This window comes from Variovorax sp. dw_308, from assembly GCF_019207085.1.
Lineage (GTDB): Bacteria > Pseudomonadota > Gammaproteobacteria > Burkholderiales > Burkholderiaceae_C > Variovorax.
The window spans coordinates 233,940-250,853 of sequence record NZ_JAATOM010000004.1 but is presented as its reverse complement, the minus strand read 5'-3'; the positions used below and the strand labels follow the sequence as shown (position 1 = coordinate 250,853).

Annotated in this window: 18 protein-coding genes; 4 read left to right on the top strand and 14 right to left on the bottom strand. The window is 67.3% G+C overall.

Translation table 11 applies throughout. The features are described 5' to 3' along the window. Positions 1-154: 154 nt before the first annotated feature. The gene (locus tag HCU76_RS10540; protein ID WP_218509190.1) at positions 155-958 is read left to right on the top strand and encodes a class I SAM-dependent methyltransferase; all 804 of its coding nucleotides are present in this window, start codon (positions 155-157) and stop codon (positions 956-958) included. Positions 959-979: 21 nt separating this feature from the next. Here HCU76_RS10540 and HCU76_RS10535 read toward each other — a convergent pair whose 3' ends face one another. The 10 genes from HCU76_RS10535 to HCU76_RS10490 all read right to left on the bottom strand — a co-directional run bounded on the left by HCU76_RS10535 (position 980) and on the right by HCU76_RS10490 (position 9,673). Continuing rightward, on the bottom strand, positions 980-2,197 hold the full coding sequence (locus tag HCU76_RS10535) for an ROK family transcriptional regulator (protein ID WP_218509189.1): 1,218 nt from the start codon (positions 2,195-2,197) through the stop codon (positions 980-982). After that, complete coding sequence (locus HCU76_RS10530) at positions 2,194-2,649, bottom strand: RbsD/FucU family protein (protein ID WP_213953536.1); 456 nt, start codon at positions 2,647-2,649, stop codon at positions 2,194-2,196. The genes HCU76_RS10535 and HCU76_RS10530 overlap by 4 nt, the downstream gene beginning before the upstream one ends. A 25-nt stretch (positions 2,650-2,674) precedes the next feature. Continuing rightward, positions 2,675-3,478, bottom strand: coding sequence for an ATP-binding cassette domain-containing protein (locus tag HCU76_RS10525; protein ID WP_218509188.1), 804 nt, complete (start codon positions 3,476-3,478; stop codon positions 2,675-2,677). Positions 3,479-3,480: 2 nt separating this feature from the next. Beyond that, positions 3,481-4,443: an ABC transporter permease gene (locus tag HCU76_RS10520; protein ID WP_213953534.1), complete on the bottom strand. Its 963-nt coding sequence runs from the start codon at positions 4,441-4,443 to the stop codon at positions 3,481-3,483. Between the two features lie 51 nt (positions 4,444-4,494). Next, positions 4,495-5,502, bottom strand: coding sequence for a sugar ABC transporter substrate-binding protein (locus HCU76_RS10515; RefSeq protein ID WP_213953533.1), 1,008 nt, complete (start codon positions 5,500-5,502; stop codon positions 4,495-4,497). A 409-nt stretch (positions 5,503-5,911) separates the two neighbouring features. Next, complete coding sequence (locus HCU76_RS10510; protein WP_218509187.1) at positions 5,912-6,574, bottom strand: zinc ribbon domain-containing protein; 663 nt, start codon at positions 6,572-6,574, stop codon at positions 5,912-5,914. Positions 6,575-6,582: 8 nt separating this feature from the next. After that, on the bottom strand, positions 6,583-7,359 hold the full coding sequence (locus tag HCU76_RS10505; protein WP_218509186.1) for a hypothetical protein: 777 nt from the start codon (positions 7,357-7,359) through the stop codon (positions 6,583-6,585). A 233-nt stretch (positions 7,360-7,592) separates the two neighbouring features. Continuing rightward, positions 7,593-8,252 carry a UdgX family uracil-DNA binding protein gene (locus HCU76_RS10500; RefSeq protein WP_218509185.1) on the bottom strand — a complete coding sequence of 220 codons (660 nt, stop codon included), beginning with the start codon at positions 8,250-8,252 and terminating at the stop codon, positions 7,593-7,595. 29 nt (positions 8,253-8,281) lie between these two features. After that, the gene (locus tag HCU76_RS10495; protein ID WP_213953529.1) at positions 8,282-8,530 is read right to left on the bottom strand and encodes a hypothetical protein; all 249 of its coding nucleotides are present in this window, start codon (positions 8,528-8,530) and stop codon (positions 8,282-8,284) included. A gap of 123 nt (positions 8,531-8,653) precedes the next feature. Continuing rightward, entirely contained in the window at positions 8,654-9,673 is a 1,020-nt protein-coding gene (locus HCU76_RS10490; protein ID WP_218509184.1) for a tripartite tricarboxylate transporter substrate-binding protein, read from the bottom strand. A 103-nt stretch (positions 9,674-9,776) separates the two neighbouring features. Between HCU76_RS10490 and HCU76_RS10485 the strand changes: the two genes are divergently transcribed. Further along, positions 9,777-10,670: a LysR family transcriptional regulator gene (locus tag HCU76_RS10485; RefSeq protein ID WP_218509183.1), complete on the top strand. Its 894-nt coding sequence runs from the start codon at positions 9,777-9,779 to the stop codon at positions 10,668-10,670. 15 nt (positions 10,671-10,685) lie between these two features. On the opposite strand, the gene HCU76_RS10480 is transcribed toward HCU76_RS10485, so the two are convergent. Genes HCU76_RS10480 through HCU76_RS10465 form a run of 4 tightly spaced genes read right to left on the bottom strand, consistent with a single transcriptional unit; the run spans position 10,686 to position 15,155 of the window. Then, a complete protein-coding gene (locus HCU76_RS10480; protein ID WP_218509182.1) occupies positions 10,686-11,672 on the bottom strand; it encodes an ABC transporter permease in 987 nt (328 codons plus the stop codon). Further along, on the bottom strand, positions 11,672-12,673 hold the full coding sequence (locus HCU76_RS10475; RefSeq protein WP_218509181.1) for an ABC transporter permease: 1,002 nt from the start codon (positions 12,671-12,673) through the stop codon (positions 11,672-11,674). The genes HCU76_RS10480 and HCU76_RS10475 overlap by 1 nt, the downstream gene beginning before the upstream one ends. Further along, positions 12,666-14,150, bottom strand: a complete 1,485-nt coding sequence (locus HCU76_RS10470; RefSeq protein ID WP_218509180.1) for a sugar ABC transporter ATP-binding protein — start codon at positions 14,148-14,150, stop codon at positions 12,666-12,668. The genes HCU76_RS10475 and HCU76_RS10470 overlap by 8 nt, the downstream gene beginning before the upstream one ends. A gap of 3 nt (positions 14,151-14,153) precedes the next feature. Next, the gene (locus HCU76_RS10465) at positions 14,154-15,155 is read right to left on the bottom strand and encodes an autoinducer 2 ABC transporter substrate-binding protein (protein ID WP_345944618.1); all 1,002 of its coding nucleotides are present in this window, start codon (positions 15,153-15,155) and stop codon (positions 14,154-14,156) included. A gap of 278 nt (positions 15,156-15,433) precedes the next feature. On the opposite strand from HCU76_RS10465, the gene HCU76_RS10460 reads away from it, so the two are divergent. Together HCU76_RS10460 and HCU76_RS10455 are read left to right on the top strand one after the other, a co-directional pair. Beyond that, positions 15,434-15,862 (top strand): cupin domain-containing protein, encoded by a 429-nt coding sequence (locus HCU76_RS10460; protein WP_213953523.1) that lies wholly within the window; start codon positions 15,434-15,436, stop codon positions 15,860-15,862. A gap of 148 nt (positions 15,863-16,010) precedes the next feature. Further along, positions 16,011-16,913, top strand: coding sequence for an ABC transporter substrate-binding protein (locus HCU76_RS10455; protein WP_213953522.1), 903 nt, complete (start codon positions 16,011-16,013; stop codon positions 16,911-16,913). Position 16,914: the final 1 nt, after the last annotated feature.

Below are 16,914 nucleotides of genomic sequence, written 5' to 3'. Positions count from 1 at the left end.
CTGCTTGATCCCAGCGCGGGCCTGCGCCCGGGCATCGCGCTCTCGCGAGGCGCAACGATTGATACTGATGCAAATCGCCAACTGGCCTTGCCATTTCCCCGCCCCCGCGTAAAGTCCCGACGCGCCCGCATCCCGCGATCGCGCCGGAGGCCCGATGACCCAGGACCCCTTCACCGACCTGAAGCAGCGCCAGCGCGAGATGTGGGCATCGTTCGCCCCCACAGCCACCTTCACCACGCCCACCGCTGCGCACCTCGTCAGGTTCGCACGGATCCAGCCAGGTGAAACGGTGCTCGACGTGGCAACAGGCACGGGCGTCGTCGCCATCACCGCCGCGCGCGCTGGCGCCAAGGTCTGCGCACTCGACCTCACACCCGAGCTGCTCGACGTCGCGCGCGACAACGCCGCCATCGCCGGCCTTGAGGAGATCGGCTGGACCGAGGGCGATGCCGAGCAACTGCCCTACCCTGACGCGTCCTTCGACGTCGTGCTCAGCCAGTTCGGCCACATGTTCGCGCCGCGCCCTGGCGTCACCGTCGCGGAGATGCGGCGCGTGCTGAAGCCGGGCGGCCGGGTGGCCTTCGCGACCTGGCCGCCGGAACACCTCGTTGGCCAGATGTTCATCCTGATCGGCCGCCATTCGCCGCCGCTGCCGGCCGGGGCGTCACCACCGCCCCAGTGGGGCAACCCGGCCATCGTCGCGGAGCGGCTGGGTGCACACTTTGGTGAGGCCACATTCGAGCGCGGCACCAAGGTGTTTCCAGCGCTCAGTCCCCAGCACTACCGCGTGAGCATGGAGCGCGGGGTCGGGCCGGTGCAGAAGCTCATGGACGGCCTCGCCGCCGATCCGGCAAAGCTCGCGAGCCTGCGCGCCGAGTTCGACTCGCTGATCACGCCCTGCTTCCGCGACAACCTCGTTCACGAGGAGTACCTGCTGACCCGCGCCCAGGCACGCTGAGGCGGGCCGGGCTGGAGAACGCTACCGCTCCACCTTCAGGAACAGGTCGCGATCAGGTGCGAAGTTGCCATACAGCGGCAGCAGCGCCCCGCCGATGGCCCGCGCATCGGCGCCGATCGCGCCGGCCAGGATCTGCGGCCGCGTCACGCCTTCCCAGCTGTAGTGGTCGAAGGCCTCCGCGACCTGCGCCATCAACGCGGCCAGCATCTCGCGGCTGAAGGACCCGTCGATGATCACGCCGTCGAGATCGAGCAGCGCGGCCGCGCTGTCGATGGCCAGCGCGATGGCCAGGGCGGACTCGCGCATCCATGCCTGCGTGACCTGCAGCCAGGGCGCCTGCAGCGCACGCTCGTCGGCAAAGGCGCTGGCATCGAGCCCCTCCTTCGCGTACATCGCCTCCAGCGTGAACAGCGAGGCCACGCTCAGCAACTGGCGCGGCGGCGCACCGTTGGCGCCGCCGAGGCCCAGCGGCATCGAGCCCACCGCGCCGGCATTGCCGGTGACGCCGTGGCGCAGGTGGCTGTCGATGACCAGCCCGCCGCCGATGAAGGTGTCGATGTAGATGTAGAGAAAGCTGCGGATGCTGCGCCCGCGCCCGGCCACCAGTTCTGCCACGCAAGCGGCAGAGGTGTCCTTGACGACTTCCACCGGCAGCGAGGTCATGGCCGCGACCTTGGCCCGGATGTCGATGCGGCTCCACTTGCCGGCCCGCTCGGGCGCGACGCCGAGCAAGGATTGCCAGCCGCCGAGCGACAGCGGCGCCGCGATGCCGATGCCGTGCAGCAGCTGCGCGCGCTTGGGGCCGAGCGACTTGCGCAGCGCGGCGAGGCGGCTGCGTATCTCGTCGAACAGCGTATCGGGGTCGGGGAACTCGTAGTCGAGCGTGAGGCGTTCTCGCACCTGCGCGTTGAAGTCGACCAGCAGCACGTCCAGGCTGCGCCGGCCGATCTTGATGCCGATGGAGTAAGCGCCGTCGGGGTTCAGCGCCATCGGGATGGAGGGCTGGCCGATCTTGCCGCGCACCGGTGCATGCTTGAGCACCAGGCCATCGGCTTCGAGGCGCGCGATGATGATCTGCACGGTCTGCGCAGTAAGGTGCGTGACCCGCGCGATCTCGGCCTTGGGCAGCGCGCCGTGCAGGCGGATCGCCTGCAGCACCACGCGCTCGTTGAACTGGCGCATGCCGACCTGGTTGGAACCGCGCGGGCGCAATCGCGGTGATGCCTCCAGGGTGGTCATGACACGAGGGCATGCGCAATGACGCCCTTCTTGAAAACGAAATTCGAAAACGCTTGCATCTCGCCAGTTTGCACGATGGCAAATGCGCGCTCGACACGCTCGTAGAACGCGAAGCGCTCCACCGCCTCGCACTGCGACTCCTGCGCATCGCCACGCGCGCACATCTGGCCGATCACGTCGCGCTGCAGGGCGGAGCGATAGCCTTGCGGCGTATCGCCCACCTGCATGAACGTCACCGGCTGCGCCACGGCAGCGTCGAGCGGCAGCACCGACAGCACTGCCGCGCAGGCCTCGCGCATCCCCACGCCAGGCAGCCGGATGACCGGCTTGCCGCGGCCCAGGGAATGCGCGGTGAAGTTGGCGTCTGCCACAACGATCTCGTCACCGTGGCCCATCTCGCACAGCACCTTCAGCAGTTCAGGTGCGAGCAACGGGTCGATGTTCTTGAGCATGGTTCGCTTCGACTGCGCGCCCGGTTCAGGCCAGCGCCTGCTGCGGCAGGTCCTCGGCGCGCATGGCGCCGGTCATCACCGCGACCGTGTCGCTCATGCTGATGTTCTTCGGGTTGACGATGCAGGCCCGCTTGCCCAGTCGGGCGATGTGGATGCGGTCGGCAATCTCGAAGACGTGCGGCATGTTGTGGCTGATGAGGATCACCGGCAGGCCCTTGTCGCGCACGCGGCGGATGAGTTCGAGCACCATGTTGCCCTCCTTCACCCCGAGTGCCGCGGTGGGCTCGTCCAGGATCACGACGTGCCTTGCGAAGGCCGCGCTGCGCGCCACCGCCACGCACTGCCGCTGTCCGCCGGAGAGCGTCTCGACCGCCTGCGTCATCGAGCGGATGCCCACCTTCAGGTCGTTCATGCGGGCGATGCTTTCGTCGAGCATCTTCTTCTTGTCGATGATGCGGAACAGCCTGGAGAAGAAGCCTTCCTTGATGATCTCGCGGCCGAGGAAGAGGTTCTCGGAGATCGACATCGCGGGGGCCACGGCCAGGTCCTGGTAGACCGTCTCGATGCCTTCGCGGCGTGCGTCCATCGGCGACTTGAAGTGGATTACCTTGCCGTCGAGCTTGACCTCGCCCTCGTCGGGAATGGTCGCGCCGGAGAGCGCCTTGATCAGCGATGACTTGCCGGCGCCGTTGTCGCCGATCACCGCCATGATCTCGCCGGCGCGCAGTTCGAAGTCCGCGCCATCCAGCGCCGTGACGTTGCCGTAGCGCTTGACCAGGCCCTTGGCCTCCATGACGAGCGGTCCGTGGGAATGTACTGGCGTGGTCATGATCAGCGAGCTCCCTTGCGAGAAAGTTGGTCGGTGGCGACGGCCAGGATGACCAGCACGCCGGTGATCAGCACCTGGTAGACGGAGGCCACGCCCATCAGCGTGAGGCCGTTGCGGAACACGCCCACGATCACCGCCCCCAGCAGGGTGCCCAGGATGATCCCGCGGCCACCGAAGAGGCTGGTGCCGCCGAGCACCACGGCCGTGATCGCGTCGAGGTTCTCGGTCTGGCCGGCGTTGGGGTCACCCACACCGGTGCGGGCCACCGACAGCAACGAGGCAATGCCGTAGAAGAGGCCGGCGGTGACGTACACCATCAGCAGCACCTTGTCGGTCGGGATACCGGTGAGGCGCGTGGCTTCGGGGTTGTTGCCCACCGCGTACACATGGCGACCGGGCTGCGTGTCGCGCAGGCCCCACCACATGAAGATGTAGAGCAGGATCATGAAGATCGTGCCGTAGTTGAGCGCCGCGCCGCCGAGCGAGATGGTGTTGCCGAAGAAGGTCATGGCGGGCGGCAGGTCGGTGACGGTCTGCGCACCCGAGTAGAGCTGCGTGATGGCGAAGGCGATGTTCATGGTGCCCAGCGTCACGATGAACGGGGGCAGCTTGATCCGCGTGACCAGCAGCCCGTTGACCAGGCCGAAGGCCATGCATGCGAGCAGCCCGCACAGGATGGCCAGGTACTCGTTCATGCCGCTGGTCACTGCCAGCTTGGTCATCACGATGCCGCCGAGCGACATCACCATGCCGCAGCTCAGGTCGATGCCGGCCGTGAGGATGACCAGCGTCTGGCCGATCGCGATCGTGCCCACCACCATCACTTGCTGCAGGATCAGCGAGAAGTTCTGCACCGACAGGAATCGGTCGCTCTGCGTCGAGAAGAAGATCACCGCGATCAACAGCGCGATCACCGGACCGAGCGTCGAGATGGGTGGCAGCTTCGATGTCTTGCCGGTTGTCATGACAGCTCCCGTTGCTTTGGGTGTGGCGGAGGTGGACACGATGTGGCCGCCTTACTTGTTGCCCCAGCAAAGGTCGGTGCCAACCTTCGTGTCCTTGCTCTCCACGCCGGCCATCGGCTTGTCGGTGATCAGCGTGACGCCGGTGTCGGTGTAGCCCTTGGCCTTGGTGCCGTTCTTGGCATAGGCCACGCCGGCCTCGACACCCATCGATGCCATCTTGAGCGGGTATTGCTGCGAGGTGGCGGCGATCATGCCGGCCTTCACGTTCTTGATGCCGGTGCAGCCGCCATCGACGGAAACGATCATCACGCCCTTCTCCTTGCCTGCGTTCTTCAGCGCCTGGAAGGCACCGGCGGCGGCGGGTTCGTTGATGGTGTAGACGAGGTTGATGTCGGGGTTCTTCTGCAGGCAGTTCTCCATGGCGGTCTGGCCCTTGGCCTGGTCGCCGAAGCTGTCTGCCATGCAGACCACCGCGCCGTCCTTTGCCAGTTCGTTGCTCTTGGCGTCAAGCGACTTCAGGCCGTAGCCGTTCATGAAGCCGTTGTGGCGCTGCGCACCCACCGGGTGCCCCGGGAACAGGTCGAGCGTGGCGATCTTGGCGGGCTTGCCGGCCATGGCCGCCTTGGCGTACTTGCCGATGAGTTCGCCGGCCGTGTAGTTGTTGGTGGCGAACAGCGCGTCGGCGGCCTCGGCCGGGTCGGTCGGGCTGTCGAGCGCGATGAACATCACGCCCTGGGCCTGCGCCTTCTTGATGGCGGGCACGATGGCCTTGGAATCGTTGGGCGTGATCAGGATGGTCTTGGCGCCACCGGCAATCATGTTCTCGATGGCCGTGACCTGGCCGGCGTTGTCGCCGTCCTGCTTGCCCGCGGCGCTCAGCAGCTTGGCGCCCTGCGCGGTGGCCGCCGCCTGGGCGCCCTCCTTCATCTTCACGAAGAAGGGATTGGTGTCCGTCTTGGTGATGAGGCCGACCACCGGCTGGTCCGCCGCGACAGCGAAGCCTGCGGCGCAGAGGCCGGCAGTGATGGTGAGGGCGATGCGGATCGAGGTCTTCGGCATGAGTGTCTCCGTTGGTGTCGTTGGTGCGGTCGGCGGGCGACTGCATTGGGGTGGTGAGGGACTGCGCCTGCCGGGTTGCATGCCCTGGCGGCGTGGAGGGATTGTGGGCGCGTCGACTAACTAAATCAATTAGATTTATTAAGTAGTTTCCCGGATATGGAGGGCTGCGCGGATGGCTACGCTGCGCGATGGCTGAGGGTTCAGGAAGGCGGACTTCCGGACGCAGAGGACGCGAAGGTTTCGCGAAGGACGCGAAAGAACAACCAAAGATTCCTGGCCGTTCTTGCGCGTCCTTCGGCTACCGTTGGCGTCCTTTACGGCCGCCAAGCCCGCGTTTAGCCCGCGTTTCAGCGGCTCTCAGCGGGGTCGCTCGGAGAGGCCGGCGGCGTTCACGCGCCGCTGCAGCGGGTCATTGCCGGCGGTATCGCCCCGACCAGGTTCTGTACGGGTACCCACCCTGCGTGCAGAGCACTTCGCCATAGGGGTTGTAGCGATCGCAAGCCGCGCGGGCGCCTGACGTGGCGGCTACGACGGGTATCAGGCGACGGTTTTCCTTGCGGGGCTTGGCGCCGCTCGTGGTGGCCACCCGGGCGGGTCGTGACTTCACGCCCAGGTCTGGCGTGAGCGCCTGGAGGGGGATCGGCTGGCTTGCCCCCTGCTTGTCGTCCCATGTTGCTTCGGGCTTGGGCACCAGATGCGCGGCCGTCAACACCTCGCGCTCTTCCTCCGTGCGCATGCGAGGCGGCGGTGCGACCGCCGCCTGTACCTGCGGCAGGACAGAGGGCGCCTGCATGTGCGGCACGCGCGCCGAAGTCGCGGCCCAGACCACCAGGGCCGAGACACCAACGAGCAACAACACGCCCAGGAAGACCATCCACGATGCAACGGCCTGCGCGCCCGCGGGCCCTCCCCCACGTGGTCGCGGGCGGGGCGCATCCGCAGGCGACGCCCGGATGGACTCCAGCATCGAAGGCGCCGTGGGCGCGAAGGCCGGCAGCTTGGCCAGGCAGCCGCGGCAGAACATCGCGCTGTCACGGTTGTCGGTTCCGCAGGTGGGGCAGGCGGCGGGCATGCTCCGGCTCATCCGACCAGCGTCGGGTTGCGCCGCGCTTCGTCCAGGCGGCGTTGGCGGATCGGCTGCGCGCAGGAGGTCGCGCGGGCCGCGGAAGGCTGCGCGCAGGTGCGGTTGACGCACATCGCCCGGGCGAAGAAGTTCATCTCGTCGCACCGGGCCAACTGCGCCGATGCGCTTTGCGTACCCGGCACGTGCTGCGGTGGCGACACCGCCTGCCGTCGGACCATGGCGGCCTTCCTCGAGGGACGCTCCACCGGACTGTCGGCGATCGTCTCGTCCTCTTCTTCGGCAGCGGAGAACGCCGGCTCCGGCACCGCCTCGATGGCGGCAGCGTGGGTCGTGGGCTCAGGCTGCACCGTCACGGGTACCGCGACCTGGTCCTGCAACGCGATGGGGGCGAGAGGCTGCAGCACCGCACGCTCCGCCGACGCATCAGTGGGCGAGGATTCGATCAACGGGAGACCCGCAATGGCTGCCACGGCGATCAGGAACGCCCCCATGCAGCCCGACGCCAGCGGCCTGCGCCGCGCCTGCGTGGGCGTCGCCACCAGACCGTGTCTGGCCGCTTGCTGCAACGCGGCGTTTTCACTCGTCGTGTAGTACGCAGGCAGCCTGCCGGTGCAACCCTTGCAGTAGCGCCGCGACCCCAGGTTGATGGTCTGGCATGCCTCGCACACGCTGCGGGGGGATCGGCTGCGCCATCGCGCAAGGTCCAGCACGTCGCCGAAGGCAATGGCCGGAGCAGAAGTCCTCGACGGGGACGACATTGCGGCGGCCATCATCGACCACGCGATCCGGGGCCCGCGACGCAGATCCATTCGACACGGCGGTTGAACAACATGCTGGGCTCCTGGCTCGACGAGCAATGACAATAACCTTGCGGGATGCAAGATGCAACGGCGCAGCAGTGCCACTTGTAAGACATCGGCTGATCCGGCTGTCGATGGCGATACAGGCCGCGCTACAACTCGCCGACTGGCGCTACAACTGGATACGCGACCCACGCGCGAACGCCTCAGCGGGACGTAGGTGCATGCTCGCCGCGGCGCGGCATGGACAAGGCCAGGTCGCTGGCCAACGCAAGGTCGGCGAGCCAGGCGGCATAGGCCTCGTGCTGCTGTGAAGGGTCGCCACGCAGCAACGCGGAGGGATGCAATGTCACCAGCACCCGTTCGCCGCGCCGGCCTTCATGCCACTGGCCGCGCTCCTTCATCACCGCCACGGGTCGGCCCAGCAAAGCGCGGGCCGCGGTCGCGCCCAGCGCCACCAAGGCCCGTGGCCTGACCTGGGCGATTTCGCTTTCGAGCCAGTGCAGGCAGGCCGCGGCCTCCTGCTGGCTCGGCGTCTTGTGGATGCGTCGCTTGCCGCGCAGTTCGAACTTGAAATGCTTCACGGCATTGCTGACCCAGATGCTGTCGCGCGGCCAGCCGAGGTCGGCGCAGGCGCGGTCGAACAGCTTGCCGGCCGGCCCGACGAAGGGACGGCCACGCAGGTCTTCCTGGTCGCCGGGCTGCTCGCCGACAACCATCAACGCGGCGTGCACAGGGCCTTCGCCGAACACCGATTGCGTCGCGTGCTCGCCGATCGGGCATTCACGGCAGCGGTCGGTGGCGGCCTTGAGTTGAGCCAGCGCCCGCGTCGGGTCGGGCGAGAGGTGGAGATGTGAAGCGGACATGGGTGGCTCCTGATGCCGACCCGATCGGCTCAGAGCGGGCGCGCGCGTCCGGCGAGCAGTTGCCCGAGCCGCGCCACGCCACCGGTGCCGCTCGCGGCGCGGCCCACCAGCGCGGTGCCCAGGGCGCCGGCCAGCGTGCGCCCGATGAACGAACGACCGGTGGCGGCCTTCCACAACAGCAGCGCCCCGACGCCGAGCACGATGACATGCTCGCCGGGGAAGTCGGGTCGTTGCTGGTCGTACTGCTTCAGTTGGTCGATCACCGATTCGCGTTGCATGTGAGGGCTCCTTCATTCGATCGCCCCCGTGATACGTCGTGCGCCGCCCTCGCGGTGTAGGCATGAAGGCACGGCGCTCGTCAGGCCTCCGGTTCGGGCGCAGCGAGTTCAGGCGCATCGTGTTCAGGCGTCGCCGCGGATGCCGGCGCTGACCAGCAGGGGCGCCCAGGCTAGACGATCCGCCTCGACCCTTGCGGCCAACTGCGCCGGAGTACCTTGCACGGCGACCATGGCCGAGTCCTCCAGCTTGTGCGCCAACTCATCATTGCGGGTCGCAACGGCATGCACCGCCCGGGACGCCTCTTCGGCAACACGGGCCGAAGCCCCACCCGGCAGGAAAAACGCAAACCACTCGCGCATCACCGACCGCGCGAATCCCTGTTCTGCGAGCGTCGGAACACCCGGCGAGAACCGGCTGCGCTCCAGGGCGGAGGTGCCAAGCATCCGCAGCCGCCCGCCGGCGAGTTGCGGCAGCAGCAGGCCTTCCGGCAGCGCGAGCACCGCCACCTGGCCGCCCAGCAGCGCCACCATCGCCGGCGGGCCACCGGGGTATGGCACATGGCGCCAATTCAGGCCGGCCTGGTCGAAGACCATGACTTCGAGGATGTGCGGCAGCGTGCCGGTGCCCGGCGAAGCAGCGTTGGCGGCGTCGGGCGTGCGTCGCATCCACTTCATCAGTGCATCCATGTCGCCCACCTCGGCGGGCACGGCGGGGCCGACGACCACGCCGAGGTTCATTTCCGCCGCAAGCGACACCGGTCGCAGGTCGCGCGTGGGCTCGTAGCCGAGCTTCTCGTACAGCGTCGGATAGAGGCTCGCGATCGCACCCTGGCCCAGCAGCCAGGTCGAACCATCAGCCGGAGCCGACTTGAGCGCCTGCACCGCGATCTGCCCTGCCGCACCCGGCCGGTTGTCGATGATGACCTGTTGCGCGTAGAGCCCGGCCAGCGCTTCGCCATAGCGCCGCGTCACGATGTCGGGCACGCTGCCGGCCGGGCCGGTGCAGATGATGCGCAACCGCTCGCGCCCTGGCGCCGACGGCGCCTGTGCAAGGCTGACGGGGCTGCAGACAGCGGCGGCCATCCCGGCGACCAGCATGCGGCGACGTGCGATGCCGCCAGGCGTTGGATGGGGTGTCGTCATGGCGCTGTCCTCGTTTGCGATAGGAAAGCCAGCGTAGGCCCGCCCCCAGGCCGCCACAAGGCGCGGACTTGCGGAACGGGGCCGCAATAGTGCATAACGAGCGATGCTCGACTGGAACGACCTGAAGTACTTCGTCGCGGTGGCCCGGCACGGCAGCACGCTGGCCGCGGGCCGTGCGCTGGGGGTCGACCAATCCACCGTGCAGCGACGGCTGACCGCGCTGGAACGCCACATCGGGCGCGCGCTGGTGCAGCGCCACACCAGCGGCTATCGGCTCACCGACTTCGGCACCGAGATGCTGCAAGCCGCGCAGCAGGTCGAGCATGCCGCCGTCGCCTTCGAACAGGCGCTGGCCGAATCGAGGCGCAATGCCGCCGGCGTGATCCGGCTGACCTGCCCGGAGCCGCTGGTCAACCGGCTGACGAAATCGGGGCTGCTCGACCGCTTCCATGCCCAGCACCCCACGTTGCACGTCGAGTTCGTGATGAGCGACAAGTACATCGACCTGCGCACTGGCGAGGCCGACGTCGCCTTGCGTTCAGGCGACACCGACGATGGCGTGCTGGTGGGCCGGAAGGTCGGCGACTCGCTGTGGGCCGTGTACGCGAGCAAGGACTACGTGGCGCGGCATGGCATGCCCTCGTCGGTCGAGGAACTCGGTGGGCACCCGCTGGCAGGGTTCGAGGAGAGCATGTCGGCGCATCGCGCGAGCCAGTGGCTGCGCGAGGTGGCACCGGACGCCGCCATCGTGGCGCGCAGCGGCAGCGTGCTCGGCCTCCTGCTGTCGGCGAAGGCGGGTGTCGGCATCGCGCCGCTGCCCACGGCGCTGGGCGATTCGGAGCCGGAACTGGTCCGTGTGCTCGGGCCCATCGCTGCCCTGTCGCGGGACTGGCGCCTGCTGGCCATGCCGGAGATACGCAAGACGGCGCGCGTCAGCGCCTTCTTCGATTTCATGGTGTCCGAGATCGAGGCGCTGAAGCCGATCATCACGGGTTAGCGCGGGACAGGGCTCTCAGCCGCGTGAGCCGCGGAACCCTTCAAGCCTCGCCCCCACCGCCGTCACCGCGATGATCAGCGCGCCCCAGATCGCCAGCGTGAGGAAGGGACTGAAGCCCAGCAGGTTGAACGCCGACGAAATCAACTGCAGCAGCACCAGCGCCATCACCAGCCCGCCCACCTTGCCGAAGCCGCCAAACGGGTCGACGCCGCCGAGCACCGCGGCGAGGATGGTCACCAGCAGGTAGCTCTCCCCATACGACGCATTGGCCGAGTTGAAGCGCGCCATCATCACCAGCGCCGCGACCACCGCCAGCAGGCTCGACAGCACATACACCCCGAGCAGCACGCGCCGCGTGTCGACGCCCGAATAGCGCGTCGCCTTCTCGCTCGACCCGATCATGTAGACCTTGTGGCCGAACGGGCTCTTGTTGAGCAGCACCGCCATCGGCACGCACAGCGCCAGGAAGATCATGAGCGCCACCGGCACGCCTGCGAGCGTGCCGTTGCCCAGGAACACGATCGGCTCCGGAAAGCCGGAGATCACGTTGCCGCGCGTGAGCCCGATCGAAAGGCCCTTGCACAGCGTCATCGTGCCCAGCGTCGCGAGGATCGGCGACACGCCCAGGTAGGCGATGACGTAGCCGTTGATGAGCCCCACCACCAGCGCCACGCCCACGCCGGCGAGGATCGCGATGAGTTGCCAGCCGCCCCACATGAAGCCCTGCGCGCCCGGCACCTGCGTGGTGAGCACCCAGCCCATCGTGAGCGCGCAGAGATTGGCCGTGGCGATGATCGACAGGTTGAGTCCGCCCGAGAGCAGCGTCACCATCATCGCCAGCGACAGGATGCCGAGTTCGGGCAACTGGAAAGCCATCGACTGCAGCGAGCCGACGCTGAAGAAGCGCTCGCCCAGCAGCAGCCCGAACACCGCCAGCAGCGCCACCAGCACCAGCGACAGCATCGGCACCGTGCCGCCGCGCAGGAAGCGTGCGAGCGCCATCAGTTGATCGCCTTCGTGGCGCGGCGGCGGCGCTCCGACCATGCGGTCATTGACACGGCCACGAGGATGGTCAGGCCGACGAACCACTGGTTCCAGTACGAGGACACGCCGATCAGCACCAGCCCGTTCTGCAGGATCGCCAGCAGCGCCACGCCGAGGATCGCGCCCATCACCGTGCCCACGCCGCCGGTGAGGCTCGCGCCGCCCAGCACCACGGCCGCCAGCACGTCGAGTTCCTTCCCGACCAGCACGGTGGGTGTCACCGACTGTGCCAGTTGCGCCTGCACCAGCGAAGCCACGCCGGCCACGAAGCCCAGGTAGCCATACACCAGCACGTTGAGCCGGAACACATGAAAGCCCAGGCGCTGCGCCGCATCCTTGTTGCCCCCCATCGCATAGATCTGCCGGCCGACGTTGGTGCGGTTCAGCAGCAGCCAGGCCGCCAGGAAAGACAGCACCAGCACGATGATCTGCAGGTTCAGCGCATAAGGCACGCCGCTCGCGTCCTCCTGCTCGAACCACCAGATGCCGTCGCGGAAGAACTTGGGCAGCGAGGTGATGTACTTGCCGCCGGTCGAGAAGATCAGCAGGCCGTAGAAGATGTTGAGCGTCGCGATCGACACGATGATCGAGGAGATGCGCAGCTTGGTGATGAACACCGCATTGATCACGCCGCACACGACGCCCACCGCCGCCGCGATCGCGAACAGCGACAGCCAGCCTAGGCCGTGCTGGATGCCGAGCGTCAGCGCGATGTACTGCGCAATCGACGCTGTGGCCGTGAACGAAATGTCGATGCCGCCCGAGATCAGCACCACCAGGAGGCCCGACGCCAGGATGCCGATGAAGGCGTTCGAGGTCAGCAGGTCGTAGAGGTTCTGGATGGTGAGGAAGCTGTCGGTCGCCAGTGACAGCGCGACCGACATGACCAGGATGACGGCCAGCAGCCAGAACTCGTGGCTGCGGCGGAAACGCTGGAGCGCGGACGTGGGGCTATGCATCGACCATCGCCTGCAATTCCTCTTCGCTCGAATCATGCGGCACGCGCTCGCCGACCAGCTTGCCGCTGCGCATCACCAGCACCCGATGCGCGTGATAGAAGACCTCCGGTATCTCGTCCGAGATCAGCAGGATCGCCACCCCCTTGGCCGCCAGCGCGCGCACCACTTCGTAGATGCCATCCTTGGCAGCAATGTCGACGCCGACGGTCGGGCTGTCCAGGATCAGCAACCTGGGCGCGGTCGCCATCCACTTGGCCAGCACCACGCGCTGCTGGTTGCCGCCGGACAGCGTGCGCACCGCGTTGTCCGCATTCGGCGCCTTGATGGCCAGTTCCTTGATCCAGTGCTGCGCCGTGGCCTGGCGCGTCTGCTCGGGCACCAGGCCGATGCCGTTGGTCAGCTTGTCGAGCACCGTCACCAGTATGTTCGAGGAGATCGGCTGCTCCAGCACCAGGCCCAGGTTGAGCCGGTCTTCCGAGACGTAGGCGATGCCTTCCTCGATCGCCTGCGCGTTGGTCTTGAGCGCGAGCGGCTTGCCGTTCAGGCGGATCTCGCCCGCGCTTGGCCGGTTCATGCCGAACAGCGACAGCGCGAACTCGGTGCGCCCGGAACCCAGCAGCCCCGTCAGCCCGACGATCTCGCCGGCGCGGATGTCCATGCTGATGTCCTCGTACTGGCCGATGCGCGTGAGGTGGCTCACCGACAGCACCACGTCGGCCGTCGTCCAGTCGGTCAACGAGGTCTTGTAGGCAAAGGACTTGCCGGTCATCAAGGTCGCGAGCTTCTTGTCGTCCATCTCGCGCGCCGGAAACTCGCCGACCTTCGCGCCGTCGCGCAGCACCGTCACGCGCTCGGCGATCTCCATGACCTCGTCGAGCCGGTGAGAGACGAACACGATGCAGATGCCATGCCGCTTGAGATCAGCGACCAGGCGGATCAGCGCATCGACCTCGTGCCGCGACAGCGAGGCCGTGGGCTCGTCCATGATCACCAGCTTGGCGTCGGCCGCCATCGCGCGGCAGATCGCGACGAGTTGCCGGTTGGCGATCGACAGGTCTTCCACGCGCTCGTCCGGATCGAGCGATGCGCCGATGCGCGCCATGGCCGCCGCGGCGGTCGCGCGCAGCCGCTTCCAGTTCACCACCTGCGGCCGGCCCAGGTGGCTCGCAATGGAAATGTTCTCCGCCACCGTGAGGTTGGGGAACAGCGACAGGTCCTGGTAGATCACCTGGATGCCGCAGGCCGTGGACTGCACCGGGTCGAGGTGCGGATACTCCCGCCCTTCGATCACGATGCGCCCGCCCGGCTCGGGCGCGAGCACGCCCGAGATGATCTTGATCAGCGTCGACTTGCCCGAGCCGTTTTCACCGACCAGGCAATGCACCTCGCCCGCCGCCAGCGAGAGGTCGACGTTGCGCAGCGCGACGACGCCGCCGAAGCGCTTGGAGATCGCCTGCAGCTCGAGAAAGTTGCTCAACCCTCAAAGCCCGCCTGCGATGAGTCCCGCGATCGTCTGGTTGTTGATCGCCATGATCTTGTCGACCTTGATCAGCTTGCCGGGCACGTCAACGGACGCCTTGCCCAGGCCCGGAATCTCCACGCCGTCCTTGATCGGCTTGCCGTCGAGCATCAACCGCGCGACCGCGACCATCGCGTAGCCGGCATCGGTCGGGTTCCAGAGGAAGCCTTCGCGGATGATGCCGTCGGCGATCAGGTCCTTGGCCTGCGACGGCAGCACCGTGCCGACGATGGCGATCTTCTTGCCCAGCCGTTTCTCGCGCACCGCATTGCCCGCGCCGATCGGCCCGTTGGAGCCGAAGCCGAGGATGCCCTTGAGATTGGGATACGCCTTGATCACGTCGAGCGTGGTCTTGTACGAGGTGTCGATCTCGTCGGCGCCGGGGAAGCGGTCGGCCGCGAGCTTCATCTTCGGGTAGTTCTTCTTCTGGTAGGCGATGGCGGCGTCAGCCCACTTGTTGTGCAGCGGCGTGGTCAGCGTGCCGACGTACACCACGTACTCGCCCGACTCGCCCATGTCCTTGGCGATGCGCTGCATCTGCACTTCGCCGAACTTCACCGAGTCGATGAGTTCCACGTTCCAGTCGCGCCCCTCCTGCTCCGGCCCCTCGTGCGTGATGACCTTGATGCCCGCCGCCTGCGCCCGCTTGAGCACTGGCTCGCAGACCTTCACGTCCAGCGGCACCAGGCCGATGACGGTCACCTTCTTGGCGATCTGGTCCTCGAGCAGCTTGACCTGCTGCGCCGGGTCGACATTGGCCGGGCCGACCATGGTGGCGTCGATGTTGAAGTCCTTGGCGCCCTTCACGATGCCCTTCTCGACCGCGTTGAACCACGGGATGCCCGCGATCTTGACCACGGTCACCATCGACGGATTCGCCGCGAAGGCGAGTCGGCTGGCGAGCCCCGATGCGCCGGCCATGGCCGCGCTTCCCAATGTCTTGAGAGTCTTGCGTCTATTCACTGGTTGTCTCCATGTTGTCCCGCGTTTTCGGCGAGCCTTGTTGCCCTCCCAAGGTGCGAACGCGAAGCTGCACTCATGCTAGTACCGCCGCCGTTGCTTGACAACGGGGCGGTGGCGCGGCTTACCCTGATACCGCCGCATGGGCGGTGCGCGCGGCCGGGCGCGCGGGCGGGATTTGCAGTTCAATGGCGCCGGGGCGATCCTTCATTCGGCATCGCCCGATGGTCGCGTTGGAGCGGGTCTCCACGCGCGTTCCACTCACCCACGATGGAGACGACATGAAGACGAAGTCAAGCGAAGAATATGTGCAGATCGACGAGGTGCAATGGCAGCCGTTCCCGGACGCCTTTTCCACGGGCGGCATTCGCTGGAAGCTGCTGAACGTATCGCCGGGCCAAGGCTCCTGGACGGCGATCTTCGACTGCCCCGCGGGCTCCTCGTTCGCACCGCATATCCATGCCGGGCCGGGCGAATACCTGCTGACCAGGGGCAAGATGGACGTGCGCGGCGGCAAGGCCGCGGGCGGCGCCACGGCCGTTGCGCCAGGCTACGGATTCGAATCCTCGGGTGCACGCCACGACAAGACGAACTTCCCCGAGGACAGCGAGTTCTACATGACCTTCCTCGGGCCGCTCACGTTCATCAAGCCCGACGGCAGCCCGATTGCCGTGATCGGCTGGGAAGAGGCGCAGGGCGCCTGGGGCTGAGCGGGCGGCTCGACCCAATGGGCAACGGCCCGCCTTCCTGTCGGAAAAGGCCAGGTGCATGATGCACAGGCGACGATTTGTCGGAAGCATCGCGGGCGGGTGTTTCGCCCTGCCGCTGTCTGCGCGCGCGCAGCGGCCGGCGTCGCCCATGCCGGTCATCGGCTACCTCAGCGGTGCGTCGGCCATGCAGTTCCCGCTTCTGCTCGCCGCGTTTCGTGCCGGGCTCGTCGAAGCAGGCTTTGAAGCAGGCACGAACGTGGCGCTGGACTACCGCTTCGTCGACGGCCACTACGAGCAACTGCCGGCGCTTGCCGCCGATCTGGTCAACCGGCACGTGTCGATCATCGTGGCGACCTCGGGGACGCCGACCGTCAATGCCGCCAAGGCGGCAACCTCGACCATTCCCATCGTCTTCGTGATGGGCGGCGACCCGGTGATGTTCGGCATCGTCGCCAGCCTCGGACGACCCGGCGGCAATATCACAGGCATCACGCTGCTGGGCGCGGAACTCGCGGCCAAGCGGCTGGACCTTCTGCTGAAGCTGGTGCCGACGGCGATGGTCGTGGGGACACTGGTCAATCCGAACAACCCGATCAGCGCGCCCCAAGTGCGAGATCTGCAGGATGCGGCACGCGCGCTCGACCGGCGCCTCGTCGTTCTGAATGCCAGTGCCGACGCAGACTTCGATGCCGCCTTTGCCACCATTGCACCGCAGCGGATCGACGCACTGCTGGTGGCGGCGGATCCTTTTTTCGACAATCGGCGCGCGCAGATCATTTCGCTCGCCGCAAGACACGCCGTGCCCACGTCCTATATCCGCCGCGACTTCGTGAACGAGGGCGGGCTCATGAGCTACGGCCCCGACAACGCAGACGCATTCCGGCAGGCCGGCATCTACGCCGGCCGCATCCTCAAGGGCAAGAAACCTGCCGATCTTCCCGTGATGGAACCGACCAGGTTCGAAATGGCGTTCAACCTCCGGACGGCGACGGCGCTCGGCCTGTCGATCCCCCAATCGATGTTGCTGGGCGCCGACGAAGTGATTCAGTGAT